General features: G+C 41.1%; 18 protein-coding genes. 10 read left to right on the top strand and 8 right to left on the bottom strand.

Going from position 1 to position 24,027, the window contains the following annotated elements:
• Positions 1-107 precede the first annotated feature (107 nt).
• Positions 108-623, top strand: coding sequence for a sporulation killing factor biosynthesis/export protein SkfG (skfG, locus tag GXP75_RS17030; protein WP_242557358.1), 516 nt, complete (start codon positions 108-110; stop codon positions 621-623).
• Positions 624-853: 230 nt separating this feature from the next.
• Here the strand turns inward: skfG and GXP75_RS17025 are convergent, their stop codons facing one another.
• On the bottom strand, positions 854-1,861 hold the full coding sequence (locus GXP75_RS17025) for a serine hydrolase domain-containing protein (RefSeq protein ID WP_242557357.1): 1,008 nt from the start codon (positions 1,859-1,861) through the stop codon (positions 854-856).
• Between the two features lie 5 nt (positions 1,862-1,866).
• Positions 1,867-2,697: a MerR family transcriptional regulator gene (locus GXP75_RS17020; RefSeq protein ID WP_150224291.1), complete on the bottom strand. Its 831-nt coding sequence runs from the start codon at positions 2,695-2,697 to the stop codon at positions 1,867-1,869.
• A 242-nt stretch (positions 2,698-2,939) separates the two neighbouring features.
• Between GXP75_RS17020 and GXP75_RS17015 the strand changes: the two genes are divergently transcribed.
• The 3 genes from GXP75_RS17015 to GXP75_RS17005 are packed head-to-tail and all read left to right on the top strand — an operon-like array spanning position 2,940 to position 12,459.
• Positions 2,940-3,917 (top strand): SagB/ThcOx family dehydrogenase, encoded by a 978-nt coding sequence (locus GXP75_RS17015; protein WP_242557356.1) that lies wholly within the window; start codon positions 2,940-2,942, stop codon positions 3,915-3,917.
• 33 nt (positions 3,918-3,950) lie between these two features.
• Positions 3,951-10,961, top strand: coding sequence for a non-ribosomal peptide synthetase (locus GXP75_RS17010; protein ID WP_242557386.1), 7,011 nt, complete (start codon positions 3,951-3,953; stop codon positions 10,959-10,961).
• A 55-nt stretch (positions 10,962-11,016) separates the two neighbouring features.
• A complete protein-coding gene (locus GXP75_RS17005) occupies positions 11,017-12,459 on the top strand; it encodes a pyridoxal phosphate-dependent decarboxylase family protein (RefSeq protein WP_242557355.1) in 1,443 nt (480 codons plus the stop codon).
• Between the two features lie 336 nt (positions 12,460-12,795).
• On the opposite strand, the gene GXP75_RS17000 is transcribed toward GXP75_RS17005, so the two are convergent.
• From GXP75_RS17000 to GXP75_RS16990, 3 genes are all read right to left on the bottom strand, one after another.
• Positions 12,796-13,638 (bottom strand): aldo/keto reductase, encoded by an 843-nt coding sequence (locus GXP75_RS17000; RefSeq protein WP_242557354.1) that lies wholly within the window; start codon positions 13,636-13,638, stop codon positions 12,796-12,798.
• A gap of 187 nt (positions 13,639-13,825) precedes the next feature.
• Complete coding sequence (locus GXP75_RS16995) at positions 13,826-14,518, bottom strand: LrgB family protein (RefSeq protein ID WP_003327898.1); 693 nt, start codon at positions 14,516-14,518, stop codon at positions 13,826-13,828.
• Entirely contained in the window at positions 14,488-14,892 is a 405-nt protein-coding gene (locus GXP75_RS16990) for a CidA/LrgA family protein (protein ID WP_214917552.1), read from the bottom strand. The genes GXP75_RS16995 and GXP75_RS16990 overlap by 31 nt, the downstream gene beginning before the upstream one ends.
• A 205-nt stretch (positions 14,893-15,097) precedes the next feature.
• Here GXP75_RS16990 and GXP75_RS16985 point away from each other — a divergent pair, with 205 nt between their 5' ends.
• The 4 genes from GXP75_RS16985 to GXP75_RS16970 all read left to right on the top strand — a co-directional run bounded on the left by GXP75_RS16985 (position 15,098) and on the right by GXP75_RS16970 (position 18,101).
• Positions 15,098-15,532: a MarR family winged helix-turn-helix transcriptional regulator gene (locus GXP75_RS16985; protein WP_003327900.1), complete on the top strand. Its 435-nt coding sequence runs from the start codon at positions 15,098-15,100 to the stop codon at positions 15,530-15,532.
• A 474-nt stretch (positions 15,533-16,006) separates the two neighbouring features.
• Positions 16,007-17,395 carry an amino acid permease gene (locus GXP75_RS16980; protein ID WP_150224296.1) on the top strand — a complete coding sequence of 463 codons (1,389 nt, stop codon included), beginning with the start codon at positions 16,007-16,009 and terminating at the stop codon, positions 17,393-17,395.
• A gap of 230 nt (positions 17,396-17,625) precedes the next feature.
• Positions 17,626-17,874, top strand: coding sequence for a sigma-G-dependent sporulation-specific acid-soluble spore protein CsgA (locus GXP75_RS16975; protein WP_010787490.1), 249 nt, complete (start codon positions 17,626-17,628; stop codon positions 17,872-17,874).
• Positions 17,875-17,909: 35 nt separating this feature from the next.
• A complete protein-coding gene (locus tag GXP75_RS16970) occupies positions 17,910-18,101 on the top strand; it encodes a YbxH family protein (protein ID WP_003327903.1) in 192 nt (63 codons plus the stop codon).
• Positions 18,102-18,150: 49 nt separating this feature from the next.
• On the opposite strand, the gene blaOXA is transcribed toward GXP75_RS16970, so the two are convergent.
• The gene (gene blaOXA / locus GXP75_RS16965; protein ID WP_242557353.1) at positions 18,151-18,954 is read right to left on the bottom strand and encodes a class D beta-lactamase; all 804 of its coding nucleotides are present in this window, start codon (positions 18,952-18,954) and stop codon (positions 18,151-18,153) included.
• Between the two features lie 266 nt (positions 18,955-19,220).
• Here blaOXA and cypC point away from each other — a divergent pair, with 266 nt between their 5' ends.
• Positions 19,221-20,471: a CYP152 family fatty-acid peroxygenase CypC gene (gene cypC / locus GXP75_RS16960; protein ID WP_242557385.1), complete on the top strand. Its 1,251-nt coding sequence runs from the start codon at positions 19,221-19,223 to the stop codon at positions 20,469-20,471.
• A gap of 158 nt (positions 20,472-20,629) precedes the next feature.
• Here the strand turns inward: cypC and GXP75_RS16955 are convergent, their stop codons facing one another.
• Positions 20,630-20,890 (bottom strand): hypothetical protein, encoded by a 261-nt coding sequence (locus GXP75_RS16955; RefSeq protein ID WP_003327906.1) that lies wholly within the window; start codon positions 20,888-20,890, stop codon positions 20,630-20,632.
• A 443-nt stretch (positions 20,891-21,333) separates the two neighbouring features.
• Here GXP75_RS16955 and GXP75_RS16950 point away from each other — a divergent pair, with 443 nt between their 5' ends.
• Complete coding sequence (locus tag GXP75_RS16950) at positions 21,334-22,959, top strand: Na/Pi cotransporter family protein (RefSeq protein ID WP_214917826.1); 1,626 nt, start codon at positions 21,334-21,336, stop codon at positions 22,957-22,959.
• Positions 22,960-22,978: 19 nt separating this feature from the next.
• Here the strand turns inward: GXP75_RS16950 and GXP75_RS16945 are convergent, their stop codons facing one another.
• Positions 22,979-23,878, bottom strand: coding sequence for a glycerophosphodiester phosphodiesterase (locus GXP75_RS16945; protein ID WP_214917544.1), 900 nt, complete (start codon positions 23,876-23,878; stop codon positions 22,979-22,981).
• Between the last annotated feature and the right edge of the window lie 149 nt (positions 23,879-24,027).

Raw genomic sequence — 24,027 nt, 5'->3', positions numbered from 1 at the left:
GTTTGTAGTATTTATATGTTAATTGGAAGGTGATACCTTGCTGGTATATATTTGCGGGAAAATATATATGCTGAGTGTCTGTTATCAAACGAGAGAGGGGCTCTTTTATGAAATCAAATGGGGATGAATTGTCGCTGTCTGTTCAGAATTTAGCGAACACAAATGAGATCACGATTGTTCAAGCGATAGGGGAGTTAAAGAAATCAGGAAAAGATGCAATACCTGTTTTGGTTGAGGCCTTAAAAGAGGAAGGCTCTTTGCGTAATATCGCTGCGGCTGTTTTAGGTGAGTTTGGGGAAGATGCGGGTGAAGCAGCGGAGGAGCTGTCATATTTATTAAAAAGTCATGCTGAAGATACAAGAATGGCTGCGGCCATTTCACTCATGAGAATCGGGAAGCCCAGTCTGCCCTTTGTCATCAAAATCGCTCAAGAAAGTGAAGAGCAATCATGCTTTTGGGCGTCTTGGTGTATTGCATGGATCGATCCTTCTTACATTGAACCGAAGATGTATGAATGCCTAAAACGTGAGCATGAACATCCTTCAGGAATGGTTGCGCCGTTTGCGGCTGAAGAGGCATTAGGAAAGCTGATTGCTTTTCAGCTGAAGGATAAGGAGGATTGAAAGTAGGGTAGTAGGTGTGGAAAGTTTTGTATGACTAAGAAAATAACTCCTTCAGGGATTTTTAGTAAAAATAATCATAAGGAACTCTCATTCTCTATTTAGTTCGCGATGAAACTAGAAAATTGACGGGACGAGATTTTCTCATTGGCGGTTATTGGAAGCCTTCTCCAAGGAGACAGATATTGAGAAGGCTGCCGCTTATTTCGATACTTTTCTTCTCCATTTTAAGTTTAACCATTCATAGGCAGGACAATGTACTCCTTAATTAACTGCCACCTATCACGAGCATTCATGGTGAATTCTGATGCGATCGCTACGACCAGGTCTTTTTCTGGAACACAGCAAATCACATTGCCGCCATCGCCCAGTGCTGAGTATGAGAAAACGCCGTCCTCATCACGCAGCCACCATAGATAACCGTAGTTATTGGGGTTCATCGCTGTTGATTCGTCAATCCATGATCTCGGAATGATTTGTTGATTGTTCCAAGTACCATGATTCAAATAAAGATAACCAAACCGTGCCATATCCCGTGGAGTCAGTGTAAGCCCCCATCCTCCGGTTGAGTTGCCGTCCGGGTCGTTCACCCAACCTTTCACGTTTTTCCCGAACAAATCGTCAAAGCCAAATGATTTCATTTCATAATCAGGGATTTCTTTTATGCCGATCGGTTTAAACAAGTGTTCGTTGGCAAACTTGCGGGCGCTTTTGCCTGTGCTGCGGGTGATGATGGCTGACAGCAGGTGCGCGCCTGCGGTGGAGTATTTAAATGTGCCGGTTGTTCCTCCTTGGCCCAGCATATCCAGCGTATAGGTGATCCAATCTGGCTGCATACACATCTTGTCGAGCGGTTCGTGCCAGTCTTCAAATGGATAGGGAACCGTCATTGTGAGAAGATGGCGTATGGTGATGTCTCGTTTCTGTTTGTCGGCAGGATGGGGTATATATTTCGGGGAAAAGTCGAGAACGTTTTGGTCGATGTTTTTAATGTATCCTGCATTTATGGCGATCCCGATGAGGGCGGATATGATGCTTTTCGTTACAGATGCCACATGATGCGCATCTTCCGGGCCATAGCCATGATAATAGCGCTCATAAACGATGCAGCCATTTTTCACAACCACAATACTGTTTATATTGCTGTATTCGGACTTTATCTTAGGATCAAGCTCAGACAGTTTTTCGGCATCCATCCCCAAGGCTGCCCGGTTTGCAGTTGGCCAGTCGTTTCTTTGCATGACAGTTACCTCTCTTTTTTCTTTATTGGAAAATACACTTCGGTCACAATATCCTCTGAAACGGCGGCATGAAGGTGATCGGTTACATACACTTCATAGGGTGATTTCGCCAATTCATAGCCTTCATCTTCGACCCATTCCCTCAGCTTAGCGTATACCGAGGTCAATTCTGCATATGGCCCCTTTAAAACAGACTTCGCACAAAGGCCTCCGGGCAGATCTCTCGTACCCTTTACAGTCTCCTCTATTGGAATCGCAAACTCTGTATCATTGCCGGCAGGGTTGTACTCAGGGCTGTGATAAATTGTCATGGGCGTACCGAGCAAGGTAAGTTTATCAACGGCAATTCTTTCATATAGCCTGCTGAAATACTTCTCATACCCTAGGGTGTAGTCATCACTGCTCATCATTTGGCGTACATAAAGGATGTTTATTGGCTGAGTTTCGGAAAGCTCTACTTCTATATCGTCAAGCCATGACATCATTGGTTTGCCTTTCTCTGCACGCAGAATATCGTAGTTCAATTGTGTAAGGGTATATTCATAAGCATTGATCTTTTCCTGTACTTCTTTTCTTTTTCGATGAAGGGCAGAACCAAGCTTTTCTTCTGCCTGATCCTCTTCTACATCGAGAATGTTTTTGATTTCTTCCAGAGAAAAATGATACGACTTTAAGCGATTAATCAAGAGCATTTCTTTCAGCTGCCTGATCGAATAATATCGATATCCATTTTCAGGATTAATGTCTTCGGGGTGGATTAATCCGATTTCATCATAGTATCGCAATGTTTTTGTAGATACTTTGCATATCTTCGAAAATTCACCGATTGATAGCAAACGATCACCTCCATGCTCCAAATGTACACCTTTCCGTAAGGGCAAAGTCAAATATGAAAATAAAACTGTTCCAGTTATTTATTTTCATATCGAAGTAGAAATTCATGGATTGATAGAGTTATTTTTTAGCAGGGAATAGAATCATATTTATAGAATAGTTTTATGTACGATGTAAAGGTTGTTTTTTTGTGGGTTGGAAGATTGCATTTTTAAAATAAATTAACCTTTTTATGGAGGGGAATATGAGCGAGCAAATTTATTATTGGTCTCCTATTAAGCATTGGGAGAAGTGGGATAACGGAGTTTTGATAGGGGAAACGAGATATACAGGTGTTGTGTCTGAGTGGTTTCCTGAGTTTTATTTTCTTGCTCAAAAGGGGGTGACGATTAGTCAGCTATTAGAGCGCTTTTCGGTAGGGAGTGAAGAAGAGGCACAAAAAATAGCAGAACTTATGATAAAGAATCGGGTGTTAGTAAGTAACATATTACATCCAAGAGAAGTATTCTCCACACAAGAAAAAATTTTTCCGAATCCATACAGCGATCAGATTCGCTTCTCTAAAGATGATCTAGATAAGTATATCAGTGAACAATTAAATCGAATGCATCCTGCTGTGCGGTCAACCGGAATTCAGCTCGAACCAAAAGATGAGCTTCCCGCCATGATCAGGGAGCGCAGATCTTGCCGCCAATTTGATATGAAAAATCCCGTGCCTTTTTCAGAAATTTCACAACTGTTTTCAACTTTCAAACAGAGGAAAGAAGAAAAAATCTATTACCATTACGCCAGTGCGGGCGGAGTTTATCCCATTGATATTTTTGTCTATATAAAACCGAAACGTGTAGAAGGTATGAAAGCTGGTTTTTATTATTATAGCCCATCAGAAAATAGTCTTTTGCTTGTAAACAACATTGACCAAGTGATCAAGAGTGACCATGAGATGATTAACCAGGAATTATTTACCCAGTCCGCCTTTTCGGTTTATCTAGTCTATAGTGCAAACGCTTCCATTCCTAAATATGGTTCAGATGGCTATTTGTTTGCTTGCATTGAATCAGGCATCATCACTGCTACGTTAAATATGGTGGCTGAGACATTAAACTTGGGAATTTGTTCCGTTGGGCATATGAAATTTGAGGAGATTCATCGCTTTTTAAGTTTGGACAACCATCAAGTATTTCTCCACGGGATTGAAGTTGGGTTGAAAATCAGCGAATAGATGGAAATTAATGTTGAGGGGCTGAAGATAAAAATGCAAATTAAAGATCTGAGTTCGATTCATGAGTATAAAGTGACAGAATCGTTTTGGAAAGAGCAATTATCTTCCGATGTACCCGATTATTCGTTATTTAATAACGGTTATCAAATGAATAAAGACAATCCATGCGACCATGTTCAATTCGTAATGGATGCAGAGCTTAGTCAACGTTTACAAAAAGTAAGTAAGTCACAGGATTTATTTTTATTTAACTGGTTACAGGCTGCTTTAAGAGTTTGCTTGGTACATTATACAGACCAAGAAAGGATCACAATCGGGGTTCCTGTAATCGGAAAAGATCACGAACAAAGAGAGCATCTGAATGATTTGCTTCCTATAGGAACTGAAATCCATCCCCATCACTCCTTTAAGCAAGTAGTGGAGCAGGTTCAACAAACGACTTTACTTGGTTATGAATATCAGCGTTATCCACTCTCTGAATTATTAGCGAAGCTCCATTCAACTCCATTTCAAATCGTTTTGGGGATGGAAGGATTACATAATAAGAGTTCAATAGAAGAATGCTCAGAGAATGAATTAGCCATCTGGGTACAAAGAAAATGGAATGAAAATCATAATGAATGTGAATTTCAAATTTCTTGCAAGCCTCATTCTCTTTTTCCTTTGCAACAGTTTGCCAAATCTTATCTTTATGTTTTAAAGCAAGTGTTGAGAAATCCTGATCTGGCTGTGAAAGACATCTGTATCATTTCGGAAGAAGAAAAAGAGTTGCTGGAAGGATTTAATCAATTTCAGATGGGCATAGACTTGTCTCAAACATTTCAGGATTTGTTTGAGGAGCAAGTGTTGAAAACCCCAGATCAAATTGCTGTTGTTTGTAATGATCAATCTTTGACATATAGAGAATTGAATAAGAAAGCAAATCAATTGGCTTCTGTTCTTCAAAGTAAGGGTGTATCCAAAGAAAGTATTATTGGAGTTATGGTAGATCGATCATTGGAAGTGATTATTGGGATGATGGGGATTTTAAAAGCCGGAGGGGTTTATCTGCCAATCGATCCTCACTATCCCATTGAACGAATTGAATATATGTTACAAGATAGTCAAGCAAAATGGTTACTGAGCAAGCGAACAGAGAAAGAATTGCCGCAATTTGCCGGTGAGGTGTTGTATCTTGATGAGGAACATCTCTTTCAAGGTGAAGAAAGCAATCTAGATCGAGAAAGTGAACCTAATGATTTGGCTTATGTTATTTACACATCAGGATCAACAGGAAATCCAAAAGGCGTAATGGTGGAACAGAGGTCCCTCGTCCATTTCTTAAGTATTATGAGAGAAAAGCTAAAAGATAATCAGTCGTTCTTGTTTCTTGCCAGTGTTTCTTTTGATATATCTCTGTTAGAAGTATGTATCCCTTTAACTCAAGGCTCGAAGGTAGTCATTGCTACAGAGGGACAGTTTGCAACAAAAGAATTGGCTCATTTGGTTAAAGAACATAAGGTGGATTTATGGGAATCGACCCCATCGCGAATGGAATTGATTTTGAGTGATCCAGAAGGGGCAGAGTTTCTAAGAGATTTAAAGGCCATTTTGTTAGCAGGAGAAGCATTTTCGATTGATGTGATTGAAAAAATTCGCAGCATCAGCGAAGCGCAAATTTTAAATATCTATGGTCCGACAGAAACAACCCTTTGTGCTGCATTAAAAGATTTGAGTACCGCCAAAGAAGTGACGATAGGGAAACCGAATCCCAATTATCGTGCTTATGTATTGAATAAATATAGTCAAATGAAACCTTGGGGAATGCCGGGAGAGCTCTGTATTGCCGGAGTGGCGGTAGCTCGGGGTTATCTTGGCAAATCTAAATTGACAGATGAAAAATTTGTCCCGAATCCTTTTGTGGCTGGAGAAATGATGTATCGTACTGGTGATCTCGTCCGATGGTTACCTAATGGAGAACTTGAATATCTCGGCCGAATGGATCATCAGGTGAAAATACGGGGATATCGGATTGAATTAGGGGAAATCGAGGCTCAGCTAAAGAGACATCCAGAGATAAGCCGAGCTGTGGTTGTTGATCAGGCAGATGGAAATAGAAAATTGTTAGCTGCTTACTATGTATCGGATAAGAAGATCCCTTTTGAAGAGCTCAGAAAATATCTAAACAATAAATTGCCTGAGTTTATGGTTCCCGAAAAAATGATTCAGGTAAAAGAGATTCCACTGAATCCAAATGGGAAAGTGGATCGAAAAAGGTTGTTGGATTTAACTCAAGCAGATCAAATATCCATCCCATATGCGGCCCCGCGTAATCAAATCGAACAGAAATTGGTGCAAGCATGGGAAAAAGTGATGGAGATCGAGCGGATCGGTATTCATGATAACTTTTTTGCCTTAGGAGGAGAGTCAATTAAGGCACTACAGATTATCAACTTATTAGGAAAAGACCATCTGAAAGTAAGTACAAGGGATATTTTCAAACATCTCACGATTGCTCAACTTAGTTCTTGTGTAGAAGTGGAGCAGAAAGAAGAAGGCCTAGATAAAACACCAACCCGTGCTAAAGATTTGTCCAAGCCATTTTCCTTAACAGAAGTTCAGACAGCTTACATGTTAGGGCGTAATCCGCAGTTTGAATTAAGCGGCATTTCACCTCAAACGTATTCTGAATATGAAACAAAATTGGATATCAATCGGCTTTCGCAAAGTTTCCAAAAGGTAATTCAGCGCCATCCTATGTTACGAGCTGTGATCTTGCCAGAGGGAAAACAGCAAATCTTACAAGACGTTCCTGATTATCAGATTGAAATAGAAAATCTCACTGGTTTAGATGATGGAAAACAAAATGTTCGATTGCAAGAAGAACGTTCTCGAATGACCAACCATGTATTTCCTTTGGGGCAATGGCCTTTGTTTGAATTGAAAGCCTTTCTTTTAAAAGAAGACACTTATTTGTTATGTTTTCGATATGATGCTTTATTGATGGACGGGGCAAGCATGAATATCGTTGGACATGATTTGTTGCATTATTATCACAAACCGGATCAAAGATTGGAACCTCTTTCTTTTGATTTTCAAGATTACATGTTCATCTATGATGAAATGGAACAAAGCAAAGAATATAAAAAAGCAAAAGATTATTGGACAAGCAAGCTGCCTGACTTTCCATTTGCCCCTACTCTGCTGTTAAAAAAGGATCCCGCAGAGATTGCTACACCTACCTTTCAATCACTTACTAAGATTTTGGACAAAGACAAATGGACGAAGTTACGAAAGCTGGCACAAGAGAAAGAAGTAACTCCTTCCGCCCTTCTTTGTACGATATATGGGGAAGTGTTGGCATATTGGAGTAATCAACGTCGATTGGCAATTAATTTGACTGTATTTAACCGTTATCCTGTTCATGAAGAAGTAGAGCAGATTGTGGGAGACTTCACGTCACTCATTTTGTTGGACGTGGATGTGAACCCGGAGCAATCTTTCTTTACCAAAGTGGAGCAAACTCAATCGACTTTGTTAGATGGACTTGAACATCGTCATTATGATGGAGTTAGCTTTATCCGAGATTTTACTCGTTATCACCAAATGAGACCAAAAGCAGTCATGCCAATTGTTTTCACCTCGATGCTCGCAGGCGCAGGTGCTTTTGCTTGGGAGCAGCTCGGCTCTCTCCGCCGTATTCACGCTCGGACTCCGCAAGTATATTTGGATAATGTGGTAATTGAAAAAAATGGAGAGTTATTGATTAGCTGGAACTATGTAGAAGAATTGTTTGATGTTGATGTGATGGAAGCAATGTTTTCTCAATTTGTCGATCTGTTGGAACAATTGGTGAAACAAAGAGATGTAACCTCTTTGCAAGTGAAAAAATCGGATCAGACTTTAATTGAGCAGTACAATCAGACAGCAGAAGAGATACCTTCCGCTACCCTGTATCAATTGTTTGCAGACCAAGTACAGCGCACACCAGATCAAGTGGCAGTGGTCTTTGAACAAGAGTGGTTGACTTACTTGGACCTTCATCAACGCTCCAATCAAGTTGCTCACTATTTGCAAGAACAAGGGATTGGTCTAGGTGACAGAGTTGGTCTTTTGGCACAGAGACGGGTTGATACGATTGTTAATATGATGGGGATATTAAAAGCAGGTGCTGCTTATGTACCCATCGATCCCGATCATCCGCCAGATCGACAAACATATATCTTAGAAAATAGCTCATGCAAACTTTTGTTGGAATCTGGTCTTTATGAAGAGAAACAGTTGTCATCATATGCAGCCGAAGATCTGCCTGCCATTGCTGGTCCGGAAGATCTTGCCTATATTATCTATACTTCAGGAAGTACCGGAAAACCAAAAGGAGTGGTCATTACTCACCAAGCGGTTGCAAATACCATTCAAGATATCAATCAAAAATATCAGGTGAATGAAGACGATCGCATTATTGGTATCTCCTCCATGTGTTTTGACCTGTCTGTATACGATATTTTTGGAACGTTAAGTACAGGTGCAATGTTGGTAATGATTCGTGATCCGAGAGACATGCAAGAATTGATCCGTACGGTCGAGCGCAGAGGAATTACGATCTGGAATACAGTACCTGCAATCATGGATTTGGCATTGGATCAGGTAGGTTCTCATTTTGAAAATTCTTCCTTGCGTTTGGTTTTACATAGCGGGGATTGGATTCCACTTCCTTTACCAGAAAAAATAAAACGACATTTCCCGATTGCTGAAGTCATTTCACTGGGAGGGGCAACAGAAGCATCAATTTGGTCGATTTACTATCCAGTCAATCAGGTGGAAGCACACTGGAACAGCATTCCGTATGGGATGCCTTTGGCAAACCAAACGTATTATGTGCTGAACTACGATAAGAAAATGTGCCCAGTTGGTGTGATCGGTGATTTATATATTGGGGGAGTGGGTCTTGCCCAAGGATATTTGAATGATGAACAGAAAACGAACGAAGTGTTTGTGTCACATCCAGACCTTGGTCTTATTTACAAGACAGGGGATTGTGGCAGGATGCATCCCGAGGGGTATATTGAATTTTTAGGACGTCAAGATTACCAAGTCAAAATTCAAGGATACCGAGTGGAGTTAAAAGAGATCGCCCATTGCCTTCTCACTTACAAACAAGTAGACCAAGCTGTAGTGATTGATCAGACAGATGAGAATGGGATGAAATTTTTAGTTGCATATGTGGTAACTGAGCAAGATATCAGTACAACAGAACTGCGAAAACATTTGCGAGACCACTTGCCAGAGTACATGATCCCTTCTTATTTTGTTTATTTGGAGCAACTGCCCTTGACCCCTAATGGAAAATTAGATCGAAAGGCGCTTCCTGCTCCGGAGAAACAAACAAATGAGGTATATATTGCTCCAAAAACTGAAATGGAAAAAGCCTTGACCATTGTATGGCAAGAAGTTCTCAAAGTAGACCAAATCGGAGTAAATGATCATTTCTTCGCCTTGGGTGGTGATTCGATTAAGGCCATTCAAGTTTCTGTACGACTTTATGCACAAGGATTTCAGTTAGACCCTAAAAGTCTATTTGACTTCCCTGTATTAGGTGATATGGTTCATTCTGTTAAGAAACTAGACCATCCTTCACACTCACAAACAGATGATATAAACAAAAAGAAAGAAAATAAAGTTACATCACTGAATGTTAGTGATAAACCGCTTAATCAACATACGCTTAACAAAATACAAGAAAAAATGCCGGATATAAAAATAGAACGAATCTATCCATTGGCACCCTTCCAACAAGTTATTTATGAACATGCTGTAGCTGAACCAGATACCAATGCTTATTTTGAACAAACGATTTGGACACTTGAGGGGAAACTGGATGTAGATCTCTTTATTCAGTGTTTTCACCAATTAGTTGACCGTTATGATTCTCTAAGAACGATTATTGTGCAAGATGAACAAGAACAGCCTTGGCAAGCTGTGTTACAAGATGTTCAAATGATTTCAGAGGTACAAAGCCTGATTGAAATGACGAGACAGGAGCAGCAGGAATACTTGGACCAATGGATGAGTGAAAATTCAGGTCGAGGATTCAATCATGATGAACTCATGACCCGTCTCTGTGTGTTTCAACTAGGGAATGACGAGCATAAGGTAGTTTGGAGTGCCCATCATCTATTGTGTGATGGTTGGAGTGTCAGTATTTTGTTAGACGAATTATTCCAACTCTATGAAGCGAAAAATGCGGGAACTACAGTGGAATTACCTCCAGCAAAACCTTTTCAAGCATTCATTGACTGGACTTTAGCTCAAGACCATGAGAAAGCACGCCATTTTTGGCGCGATTATTTATCAGGCTACAATCGGAAAATCAGCATTCCCAAAAAGCAAGTACCAACTCAAAGTAAAGGATTAAGCTTCACATTTATGGATTTAACGTTAGATGAGGATATGACCAATCAGTTACGGACATTTGTAACCAAACACCATGTAACCATGAATTCGGCTTTACTAGCTGTATGGGGTTTATTGCTTGGCAAATACAATGGAACGAAAGAAGTAGTATTACCCAATCTGGTATCAGTCAGACCTCCCAAAGTGGAAGGGATTGAAAATATGTTTGGTCTGTTCACAAATGTTTTGCCTATCCGAGTAGCCTGGGCAGAAACGCAATCTTTTGTGGATCTCCTGCAAATAGTTCAACAAGAAACATTGAAATGTAATGAGTATGCTTACTTTTCATTTGTTGAGATCCAAAAGCAAAGTGAGTTGAACGATCAGTTGACCGACCATCTGTGGGTGTTTGAAAACTATCCGGCCAACCCAGCCATTTTCTCTTCAAATGAGAACAGAAATTTTGCCATCACAGATTACCAAGTCGTTGATGAGCCGCATGTGAAGTACGGAATTATATGCTTCCCAGAAGAGAAACTTACAATAAAGTTTGGATATGATCAAAATATCTATGAAGCGGAGCAAATACAGGAAATATTGAATCACCTCCATACGTTAATCAATACGATCGTTCATCATCCAACACAGACAATCGACGATTACCAATTATAAAAAATGAAAAGGCGAGCAACAACTCGCCTCTTAAAATTGAATAGGAGTGAAACAAGTGTCGGAAAACCTGCAGTTATCAGCCGAAGAGATGCGTCAGTTAGGATATCAAGCAGTTGATTTGATCATTGATCATATGACTCATTTGAAAAGCAAACCAGTATCCGAAACGATTGATAGTGATATTCTCAGAAACAAGCTGACAGAGTCGATCCCAGAAAACGGATCCGATCCGAAAGAGCTCCTTCATTTTCTTAATAGAAACGTGTTTAATCAGATTACCCATGTGGATCATCCTCATTTTTTGGCATTTGTGCCCGGTCCCAATAATTATGTTGGAGTAGTAGCAGATTTTTTAGCAAGTGGATTTAATGTATTTCCGACAGCTTGGATAGCAGGCGCAGGTGCTGAGCAAATCGAATTAACGACAATCAATTGGTTAAAATCGATGTTAGGATTCCCTGATTCGGCTGAAGGGCTATTTGTAAGCGGAGGTTCCATGGCTAATTTGACCGCGCTTACAGTAGCTAGACAGGTCAAGCTTAATAATGACATAGAAAATGCGGTTGTTTATTATTCCGACCAGACTCATTTTTCTGTGGATCGGGCACTAAAAGTATTGGGTTTCAAACACCATCAAATTTGCCGAATCGAAACGGATGAACATTTACGAATTTCAGTCAGTGCTTTGAAAAAGCAAATAAAAGAAGATCGAACAAAAGGAAAAAAACCATTCTGTGTCATTGCTAATGCTGGAACAACTAATTGCGGAGCGGTTGATTCCCTCAATGAGTTGGCTGATCTTTGTAATGACGAAGATGTATGGCTGCATGCGGATGGATCATATGGTGCCCCGGCCATTCTCAGTGAAAAAGGAAGTGCTTTGCTTCAAGGAATTCATCGTGCCGATTCCTTGACGTTGGACCCTCATAAATGGCTTTTTCAGCCTTACGATGTGGGCTGTGTACTCATTAGAAACAGCCAATACTTAAGCACAACATTTCGTATGATCCCAGAGTATATTAAGGATTCGGAAACCAATATAGAAGGAGAAATCAATTTTGGAGAATGTGGAATTGAACTTTCGCGCAGATTTAGGGCGTTAAAGGTGTGGCTGTCTTTTAAAGTGTTTGGAGTCGCAGCTTTTCGCCAGGCAATTGATCATGGCATCATGTTGGCTGAACAAGTTGAAGCGTTTTTAGGGAAAGCGAAAGATTGGGAGGTAGTAACGCCTGCCCAGTTAGGAATTGTTACCTTTCGTTATATCCCTAGTGAATTAGCATCAACAGATACAATCAATGAAATAAACAAAAAACTGGTGAAAGAAATTACTCACAGCGGATTTGCCATGTTAAGTACGACCGAATTGAAAGAGAAAGTGGTTATTCGACTTTGTTCCATCAACCCAAGGACGACAACAGAAGAAATGCTCCACATCATGATGAAAATCAAAGCATTGGCAGAGGAAGTAAGCACATCGTATCCATGCGTTGCTGAATAAGGCTGGACACTTCTTCTCTTACTTATTTTCTCTTTACTCATTAGATCGTTATTTGCTATATTCAAACGCGTGCTTTCATTAAAAGATAAGCTTGCAAGCGCTTCTTTCTTATGAGAAAGATCCATATTTTTATTTCCCTGTTCATTCATGACATCCATATCATTACTTCCCTCCCAAGCCGAGGAGTTCAGGAAAATGCGGATTTACAACGTTAAGGAAATTCCAATATTAAAAGCCGGATTTCTCAGCATTATAAATGAGAAATTCGGCTTTTTTCGTCTTAAAAATCTTATTTGGCATTATCGCTGCCGTGGTCCTGCTTCTGTCCGTTCTACCTTAAAACTCCTCATAAACCGCCGGATCTTGGTCGTTAATTCTTCCATCCGGACGAGAAAGTGAAGCAATTTCCTTCATATCCTTTTCATCAAGTGAGAAATCGAAAATAGAAATGTTTTCAAGCTGACGCTCTGGTGATGCTGATTTTGGAATTGGAATAGCACCTAACTGGCAGTGCCATCGTAAGATCACTTGTGAAATTGTTTTATTATATTTCTCTGCGATTTGCACAAGCTGCTTATTTTTCAAAATCTCACTGGCACGGGCTAAAGGACTCCAAGATTCTGTTTGAATGCCTTGTTCTTCATGCCATTTATGCTGGTGTTCTTGATTGAAAGCGGGATGCAATTCAATCTGGTTAATACTTGGCTTAACGCCTGTTTCACGGTAAAGCTGTTCAATATGTTCAGGCAAGAAGTTGCAAACGCCAATGGAACGAATAAGACCCCATTTTTTGGCTTCAATTAATGCTTGCCAAGCTTCTGTGTAGTGACCTTGTTTTGGATTTGGCCAATGAATAAGGTACAAGTCATAGTAATCCAAGTCAGCCCGGTATAAAGACTCTTGGATAGCTGTGACGGCTTTGTCATATTCATGATAGCGTCCGGGAAGTTTGGATGTAATGTATAACTGTTCCCGGGGAACTGAGCTGCGGCGAATGGCTTCTCCGACAGTTCCCTCATTCTCGTAGTTATAAGCGGTGTCGATCAAACGATAGCCAATATCTATGGCGCTGTTAATGGCATTAACTCCTTCATTCCCGTTAAGAGCGTATGTACCAAAGCCGATAGCGGGAATGGTTGTACCATCATTAAGTGTCATTTCCGGTATTGCTTTATCCATTATGAATCCCTCCCTTTCACTCTAATTTACCATTATTCTTACAATTAAAACATGATAATGGAAATGAGAGTGAATGTGATAGATGAGTTGGTGATAAGGGAAAAATTGAGTTGCAAAAATGGCTCTTTGCAGCAGCTGGGTGTGCGCATATAAAAAAGCTGACAATAGGCCGTCAGCTTTTTTGCTGTTAAATCTGAAACATCCACGCCACAACCGGGCCGAATACAGAGCCTAATACTGCACATAGCGTCATGGAAACGGAGCTCATGGACACTGTTAATTCCCCGTATTCCATCGCTTTTGAGGTTCCGAGCGCATGTGAGGCGCTGCCGAATGCGATTCCTTTTCCGAGTGAACTGTGGATGCGAATCCATTTGAGAAGCAGCGGTCCGAGGATGACGCCTGAAAAGCCCGCGATCATGACAAACACCACTGTCATGGATGGAACGCCGCCCAGTCCGGTGGCGATCTGAATGGCGACAGGGGTCGTAATGGATTTTGGAATAATAGACAATATCAAATTCCGGTCGATGCCAAACAGTTCTGCGAATAGCAGGCCGCTCACCATTCCTGAAAATAAGCCCGCCAATACGCCTCCTATGATCGGGAAGCTGTATTTGAGTAAGATGCGGCGCTGCTTATAAAGCGGATAAGCTAATGCGACGACAGCGGGGCCGAGCAGTGAATTAATCCATTTTCCGCCGATCATATAGTCTTTATACGGAATGTGAAAGGCGAGCAGCAGCACAATAATCAAAATCGTCGTAGTCAGTACCGGAATGAGAAATGGATAGGAGAAGCGTATATATAATTTTACCATTGCCAAATAAGCGGCAGCGGTTGCTGCAATTATAAGGATTGCGATACATGCTTGCTGCACTTCTTTTTCTCCTTTCGTTTATTAGCTTTATGTTCCAGCAGCTGGCTGGCGTATCCCGCAGCGATCATTGTGACGACGGTACTCAGCACAATAATGCCAAGCAAAGCGGCTCCGCTTGCGGAAAACAATGACGGATAGTTCATCACGCCCGCCATTGCCGGTATAAATAATAACGGAAGAAAAGACAGTAAAAAGCCTGCGCCGTCTTCAATGATTTTCACTGGAACAATCTTAGTTGTTAAACAAATGATCATGAAGATTAAGCCGATGATGCTTCCCGGAAGAGGAAGATGAAACAGCTGATGGGCGGCCTCTCCGATCATGGAAAAAGCGTATAAAATCAAAATTTGTAAAATGATGCGTATAGCTTTCACAACAAGGTGCTGTTCTTTGAAAAAGAACAGCTTCCCCCTTTCTTGGTGCCGGTGTCCCGGTGATTTTCTTTACTTTTTGTTCGTATATTTGTAATATACAAATATATGTAGAAAAAACCTGTTTTATATGTTTGCAGAGTGAATGTTTATATGTTTGTATTATACAACTAATTATGCTGTTGTCAATTATAAGGAGAGATTCCATTTGCAAAAACAAGATCCGATTGAATTAATTGAATATGAGCTTACCACTTTTATCAGGCGGGCTGTTTATCTGGATACCTCGGACCGGAAAATCGGGAATCTGGAAAGGGCCGCGTATCTGTTATTAAGGCAGTTAGACGAGTTTGGGCCGGCGCGTGTCAAAGAATTGGCAGATTCCTTTAAGCTGGATATTTCCACGATTTCGAGACAAGCCGCGGCCTTGGAGGCGAAAGAGCTGATTTATCGCTTCTCCGATCCTTCTGACGGACGGGTCAGCCTGTTTACAATTACAAAGCTCGGCAAGCAGAAATTAAAAGCTGATAAACAGAAGCGGCTTGAACGGTATCATCGTATGCTTGAAGATTGGTCAGGTGATGAAAAAGAACTGTTCGGCAAGTTGTTAATACGGTTGAATGAAGGATTTATTGATTCATAAAAAGAATGGAAATTTGTGCCGGACAAGCAGGATTATGGTGTATCTGAAGGAGAATGAAAGAAGGTGAGGAGGTTTCAATCGCTTCACCTATTTTGAATTGGGAAAAACGGGGACGACTGGCGTGGTTCGCCTGATACATTTCTTTCAGACAGGGGGGCATGAGATGAAAAGCGAGTGACTATTATTTTCGCGGCTGTCTATCATTTATTATCTTAATATTCGTAATTCAATAAAATGAAAGCGATTTCATTCGGAGTGGTCATCTTAAGATCGGAAGGTGTTTACCTGAAAAAAACAATTGTATTTTCCACGGAAATTTATTATGATGAGAAAAGGAAATTGGAGATTTTATAACAATAGAAAAATAGAAAATTTCCAATATTGCGAGAAATGAAGAGTGAGTCAGGTTCAAAAAGGTGCACCTTCTGCTTCATTATTTCAAATATATCAGCGCGGTTAAGAGGAGGAAGCGGAGTGGCAAATAAAGAGTTGAAGAGAGGATTAAAAGCGCGTCATATTCAGATGATTGCGTTGGGCGGTACAATTGGTGTTGGTTTATTTATGGGTTCAGCCAGCACGATTAAATGGACGGGTCCGTCTGTTCTGCTTGCTTATGCAATCTGCGGAATATTTATCTTTTTTGTGATGCGTGCGATGGGAGAAATGTTGTATGTAGAGCCAAGTACGGGTTCCTTTGCGACGTTTGGCCATAAGTATATACATCCATTAGCCGGTTACATGACTGCTTGGAGTAACTGGTTCCAGTGGGTGATTGTCGGAATGTCTGAAATTATAGCTGTTGGTTCATATATGCAGTACTGGTTTCCGGATCTGCCTGCATGGATACCCGGTATCATCGCCATGGCAATTCTTGGAGCGGCAAACTTAATTTCGGTTAAATCATTCGGTGAATTTGAATTTTGGTTTGCGATGATTAAAATCGTTACGATTGTATTAATGATTATTGCTGGGCTCGGTATTATTTTCTTTGGTTTTGGTAACGGCGGACATGCCATCGGTTTATCTAATCTTTGGGCACATGGCGGTTTCTTTACAGGCGGTTTTTCTGGATTTTTCTTTGCTTTATCTCTTGTAATCGCTGCTTATCAAGGTGTTGAACTGATTGGGATCACAGCCGGCGAAGCGCAAAATCCGCAAAAAACGTTAACAAGCGCAATTCGCAGTATTATTTGGCGTATTTTAATTTTCTATATCGGTGCTATTTTTGTGATTGTCACAGTTTATCCTTGGGACCAGTTGAATTCACTTGGAAGCCCGTTTGTTTCAACTTTCGCAAAAATTGGGATTACAGCAGCGGCTGGTATTATTAACTTTGTCGTGATTACAGCGGCAATGTCAGGCTGTAATAGCGGTATTTTCAGTGCGGGACGTATGCTTTATACATTGGGAGTAAATGGACAAGCGCCGAAATTCTTTGCGAAAATCTCTCGTAATGGTGTGCCGTTATACGGTACGATTGCTGTACTTATCGGTTTGGCAGTTGGTGTTGTTTTAAACTATATTGCGCCGCCGAAGATATTTGTGTACGTATACAGTGCGAGCGTGCTTCCGGGTATGATTCCATGGTTTATCATTTTGTTCAGCCATATTGGATTCAGAAGAGCAAAAGGTGCTGAGATAGATAAACATCCATTCAAAATGCCTTTTGCGCCTGTGACAAACTACTTAACGATTGCATTCTTAATTATGGTGTTAATCGGTATGGGATTTAATGATGATACACGTATTTCTCTGATTGTAGGGATTATTTTTCTTGGCCTTGTGGTCATTAGTTATTATGCATTCGGGATTGGCAAGCGTGTCCCGCTAGATGCACAAATCGATGATAAATTGTCGAACTGACGAACTCATCATTCATTTTGATAAAACATATAAACTGACCAAAAACCTGTTTTCAATAAACAGGTTTTTCTTTTTGGGTTTTATCCAGTCTGGTGATGTCTTGCTGTATGTTTTGTTTACGAAGGTGCAATTTGGAGGTAAAGTGTCTGGGGTTTTTGAAATTGTTTGTATGAATTATGCTCATTTCAGCAACCTATAGAATATAGATCTGAAGCAAAGGAGATCATTGAATGGATAAAACCTTGGGTTATTTACGGGAATCGCTTTCCAATCATCTTGATAACGATGTATGCCAGCGAATTTACAAGAAGATGTTAACTCGGCATTATACGGGGGAAGGCAACTTTGTAAAGGATTTAAATGATGATGAAATGTCTTATCTGAACACTATATTAGAAAAAGAAATCAAGTACGCCCAAAATGAACAAGACCAACAGCGGGCAAGCGAGTTAAACGAGGTTTATGAATTGCTGTTCTGATGATGTGAGGGCAGTAAGGAAAGGCGGGAAGCGGAATGGGTGCCATTGAACGAAATGGCTATACGTTTGAGCCGGAATTTAGTGTAATCAGACAAAACGGGGCCATTCATGTCTATCATCACGGAAAGTTTGTGGAGGAGATTCGTTTTGAATTCAATGGTGAATTTCCTGATCATGATGAGATAGAAGAATTAGTGAATCATTATTGCTTTGAACATAATATATAGCCAAGCTTAAAAAGTCCTGTACTCCGTATACAGGACTTTTAGGCGTCTTTTAGTTTGTTATCAGATGATACTTTTTTAAAATATCGGTTGTGATGTTTTTCGCTGCGGTTCCTGAGGCATCTACATTTGTGACAAATATATAGGAATGGTTATCCGTTGTAATAAACCCAACAAACCAGCCCAATCCATAGTCTGTTAATCTTGTTCCTGTTTTGCCGTACAGTGTATAGTGATCGTCTTCTTCTTGGATCATCATTCGTTTGACTGTTTTCATAATAGGCTTGTCAAAAGGTAGATCTTCTTTATACAGGCGCTCTATAAAATCTTTCTCTTCCAATGGAGAAATCTTCAAGGAGCTTTGTAACCAAAATTGGTCGATTCCGCCGCTTATGTCTTCATTTCCGTAAGAGATACGATGAAGCCAATCGGCCATCCGGTCTTCGCCGATATCCCTGGCCATCTCTTGATAATACCAGATGACAGAATCGCGCATCGCTGAGCCGAGGGTATGATCCCGGTTCCATGATTCGAATTCGCGCTCTGTCCCGTCCCATCGTTTCACATCATATTCATCACGAACCGCCTTTACTTGCAATCCAATTAAAGCGTTCGGCACTTTAAATGTGGACTGCGGGGTTTGTCTTTCTTTGGCTCTTGATTCATTGTATATAAATGTTTTGTCCTTCTGTACGTCATGGAGAATAAAAGTTCCGTCGCGGTCTTTGAAGAATTCGTCTACGTTCAGTTTGCTTACATTCACACTCTTTTCACCAGGCATTTTTGCATCAGCTGATGATGTGATTCCTAACCCTGTAACCAAAAATATAATGAATACATACAACCACTTTTTCATACCGTTGCCTCCCTTTGTTTTTCTTTGAACATTTCTATGTATCCTGTTGTATTGCCTTTTATCTAAGTGTACTGCTTCAGCCAATATATTTGTAAGAATTTTTTATCCGAATGGCTGATAGGGTTGATGCGCATAAAATCGGCTGGGTGTTTCAATACTTAAAGGGTAGATGATGTTTAATTCGTTTTATAATGTGAAAAAAAGAAAGGAAAGGCTTTCATTGTATAAACTGCCAGACAAGACAAAAGGAGTAGATAGTGATGTCAATGGATAAACAGGTCCCGCATGATAAAGCTCTGGACAACAGTCTGGCTATGATGCGGGAAGGATATTTGTTTATTAAAAATAGGGTTGACAGATATCAGTCAGACCTGTTTGAAACGCGCTTGCTGGGGCAAAAGGCGATTTGTATGAGCGGGGAAGAAGCGGCAAAGGTATTTTATGATCCTGAGCGAATGAAGCGAAATGGCGCATTGCCGAAGCGATTACTGAAGACGTTATTTGGGGTAGATGCCATTCAGACAATGGATGGTGATGCTCATACTCACCGAAAGCTTCTTTTTATGTCATTAATGACGCCGCCGCATCAAAAACGATTAGCCGAGCTTGCCATGGAGCAGTGGCTTGCAGCTCTCAGTAAATGGGAAGGTGCAGAGAAGGTTGAGCTTTTTGAGGAAGCCAAGAACGTGTTATGCAAAATTGCCTGCCAGTGGGCCGGGGTTCCCCTAGAGGAATCGGAAGTCAAAGAGCGTGCGGATGACTTCAGTGCGATGGTGGATGCATTTGGGGCTGTTGGGCCGCGGCACTGGAAAGGCAGAAGAGCGAGACCGAGAGCTGAAGAGTGGATTCGGGACATTATTGAAAATGTGCGAGCCGGAAAGACGGAAGCTGAGAAAGGTACGGCGCTTTACGAAATGGCATTTCACACTGAACTGAATGGAAGCCGGCTGGATACCCAAATGGCTGCGGTTGAACTCATCAATGTGCTGCGGCCTATTGTGGCGATTTCAACCTTTATCACGTTTTCTGCTTTAGCATTACATAATCATCCAGAGTATAAAGAAAAGCTGAAGTCAGGAAATGGCGATGATCTTGAAATGTTTGTCCAGGAAGTACGGCGCTTCTATCCATTTGGTCCTTTTCTCGGTGCCCAGGTGCGAAATGATTTTGTTTGGAATCAATGCGAATTCAAAGAAGGAATGCTGGTTTTGCTTGATCTATACGGTACGAATCATGATGCCCGCCTGTGGGAAGACCCGAATGAATTCCGTCCGGAACGATTTAGGGATCGGAAGGAGCAGTTATTTGATTTAATTCCCCAAGGAGGCGGCGATCCTGCCAAGGGACACCGCTGTCCGGGTGAGGGCATTACGATTGAAGTTATGAAAGTAACTCTCGATTTTCTCGTTAACCGCATTGCATATGAAGTTCCTGAGCAAGATCTAAGTTACAGCTTGGTCAGAATGCCGTCCTTGCCTGAAAGCGGATTTGTTATGAGCCGTATTAGACGGAAATGAAAATGGCCTGCAAATCATTTGCAGGCCATTTTTTGGTTGGATTCGATTTGAGTTTACATACGAGTTATAAAGCGTGGCAGGACGGTAAAAAAGAGGACGCAAAAGATTGCAAAAAAGACTGCTGGGTCAATAAACCGCCAACAGTCTTGCCTCGCTCTTTATTTTGTCTTTTCATCGTGGTATTGCACGGGAAACATAGAGCCTTCGGACACCATTTTGTTGTCTTCAATATCCTCGGGGTGCGGATTGCCTGCTTTATTTACGGGGAAAGCATCAATGTTTGGCTCACTGGAAAATTTTCTTTTCACATCGTAAATAAAGTTTTTAACCTTTTGTCGGTTTGATTGATCTTTCAATAGATAAGAAGTGATGCCGACAGTAGAAACAGCAAGACCTGAGATTAACAGTTTTTGTTTCATGTTGATGAACTCCTTTCTATTTTAAAGGTAATGTTTCATATTATATTCCCGCCATCCTTGAAACTAAACCTTCCAGTAGCAAAAGGTGTTTCTGCAGCTGTGACCGGACGGTAAAGACGCAACCTTGCGTCGTTCGTACCGAACGTGCTGCCTGTATTCATATTTGAACGATGAGATGGAGGTGAACCATCGGCGTCTCATACGGCAGTGGTATCAGAGGATAATAGGAAGAAATGAGGATTTTATGCAGATGCGGGTGTTTTTTTCTAGTCTGACAGTCATCAAATATACGAAATGTTACACAAATGTAAATTCGAATTAGGTCTATCAGACTGATTGTTAAGTTATTGTAAAATTAACCGGTGACTTATTTACAATCCTAGGGACTTCAAACATAATCATAGAGAGTTTGTTGATAAATGTCGTAAACAGAGGTGAACGCGTTGACTATTGATGTACAGACATTATTGTTTGAATTTCTCGGAGGTCTCGGTATTTTCCTGATTGGGATCAAGTTTATGGGAGAAGGCCTTCAGAAATCGGCTGGAGATAGATTAAGAAATATTTTAGATCGCTTTACAAGCAACCCGCTGATGGGAGTTTTGGCCGGAATCATTGTGACGGTCTTAATTCAAAGCAGTTCCGGGACGACTGTCATAACGGTTGGCCTTGTCAGCGCGGGCTTTATGACGCTTCGACAGGCCATCGGGGTCATTATGGGGGCCAATATCGGAACAACGGTTACAGCGTTTATTATTGGTATAAACGTTGGGGCGTACGCTTTGCCGATTATAGCCGCCGGCGGATTTTTACTGTTTTTCTTTAAACAAAAAAAAGTGCAAAATGCGGGCCAGATTGTCTTTGGCTTTGGGGCACTGTTTTATGGATTGGAATTAATGAGCGGCGGGATGAAACCGCTGCGGTCGCTTGAGGCTTTTCATGATTTAACGGTTAATATGAGTTCGAATCCGGTTCTTGGCGTTGTCATCGGTACTTTGTTTACCGTTCTCGTGCAAAGTTCCAGCGCCACAATCGGTATCCTGCAAGGGTTATTTGCGGATCAGCTGATTGATATCAAGGGTGCGCTCCCCGTTCTATTTGGAGACAATATCGGGACAACCATCACTGCAATTCTTGCGTCTATTGGCGCTTCAGTCGCAGCGAGACGGGCTGCGGCGACCCATGTGCTGTTTAACTTGATCGGGACGGCGATATTCTTGATTTTGCTTAAGCCGTTTACAGCCTTAATTTTATGGTTCCAGGCTTCGATGGGACTTGATCCTAAAATGACGATTGCTTTTGCGCACGGAATCTTTAATACATCAAATACGCTCATTCAGCTTCCTTTTGTGGGCTTGTTAGCTTTAGTTGTAACAAAATTGATACCGGGCAAGGATACAATGTTAGAATACAAATCACATCTTGATCCGATTTTCATTGAGCAATCTCCATCCATTGCTCTCGGACAAGCAAAAGAAGAAGTTCTGCAAATGGGAAATTTCGCAGTGCAAGGGCTGGAAGTAACAAAACAATTTCTAGTGACAAAACAGCCGAAACACGCTTCTAGCGCATATCAGATAGAGGATGCGGTCAACAATCTTGACCGAAAAATTACAGATTATTTGATCGAGCTTTCTTCAAGCTCTCTCTCAGACCATGAGTCAGAGGAACATCATATGCTTATGGACACAGTCAGAGACATTGAACGAATCGGCGACCATTTCGAAAATGTGATTGAACTGGTGGAATATCAGCAGGCGCATCGAGTCATCATTACAGAGTCAGCTATGGCGGACTTAACGAGTATGCTGGATCTGACGATTTCCACTGTGAAGACGTCTATGGAAGCCCTGAAGCATGATGATGACGAGATAGCCGCACAAGTGGTTGAAAAAGAAGATGAAATTGACAAGATGGAACGGAAGCTTCGCAAAAAACATATTATCCGTCTTAATGATGGACTGTGTACAGGACAAGCTGGTATTGTGTTTGTCGATATGATCAGCAACCTGGAACGAATCGGCGACCATGCGGTGAATATTGCGGAGGCTGTACTTGGTGAAAATTGATGAGAAAAAGCTTTGAATCCTAGGATTCAAAGCTTTTTTTGTAGTCTTTTTTAACATGTTGAAATACATCAGGATAGTTTGTGAACACTCCGGTAACACCCCAGCCAAGCAGGCGGCGCATATCAGGTTCTGTGTTCACGGTATAAGGGTGCAGCAGAAGGCCGTGGCTGCGGATTTTTCGGACATTTTCAGCGTTAAGCGCTTTATAATCCGGTCCCGCCCCAACCGCGTATGTTTTGATTTCTGCTAACTCAGAATCTGTCATAGATGCAATCTGTTCTGCTTCTAATAACTGAACAGTCGGCAAGTTAGCATTCAATTGATGAATTTTTAACAGGCTTTCTTTACTGAATGATTGAATGATAACTTGTCCCGGCTTTTTATGTTTTCCTATCAGTTTATGTTTTTGTAAGGAAGCGATCAGTTTTTCTTCCATACCAGGATACGTATCAGGCGATTTTGTTTCAATGTAATAGTTGGCATGCTTTCCGAAATGGTCTAATACCTCATCCAATGTAGGAACTTGAAGGCCGACGTACCGAGCCTTTGCCTTTTCCGGATAAGCTTCATTAAACCATGATCCCGCGTCAAGCTTCTTGATTTCTGCAAGCGTGTGGTCTTTGACCCAGCCTTCTCCGTTTGTGGTACGGTCTAATTTTTCATCATGCATCACAATTAACTTGCCGTCTTTAGTCATCTGTAAATCCAATTCAATATAATCGGCTTTCATTTTTTGAGCCGTTTCGTAGGACAATATTGTGTGCTCCGGCACATAGCCGGAAGCTCCCCGGTGAGCGACAGTCAGGATACGATCAGGAGACAGCAGGTTCCCCTTTGACTTGGCAGAGACAGGCGGACAAATAAATGCCGCCAAGCTAAAAGATAACAATACCAAAACTAGTAATCTATTTTTCCTCATTCTATAATCCCCCTTAAATTAAACAGTGCAGCAATTGTGATCCATCCCCATCATAAAAAAACGATATGAATAGCGTTTTTAGAAAATATTAATCTTTTATTTATTTTCGTTAAGATTTTTTCAATTTTTGCTGCTGTATGGACGAGCTT

The sequence above is a fragment of the Bacillus sp. HU-1818 genome (assembly GCF_022695965.1).
Lineage (GTDB): Bacteria > Bacillota > Bacilli > Bacillales > Bacillaceae > Bacillus > Bacillus atrophaeus.
Note: the sequence above shows the minus strand (reverse complement) of the source record. Positions and strands in the feature narration are given on the sequence as shown.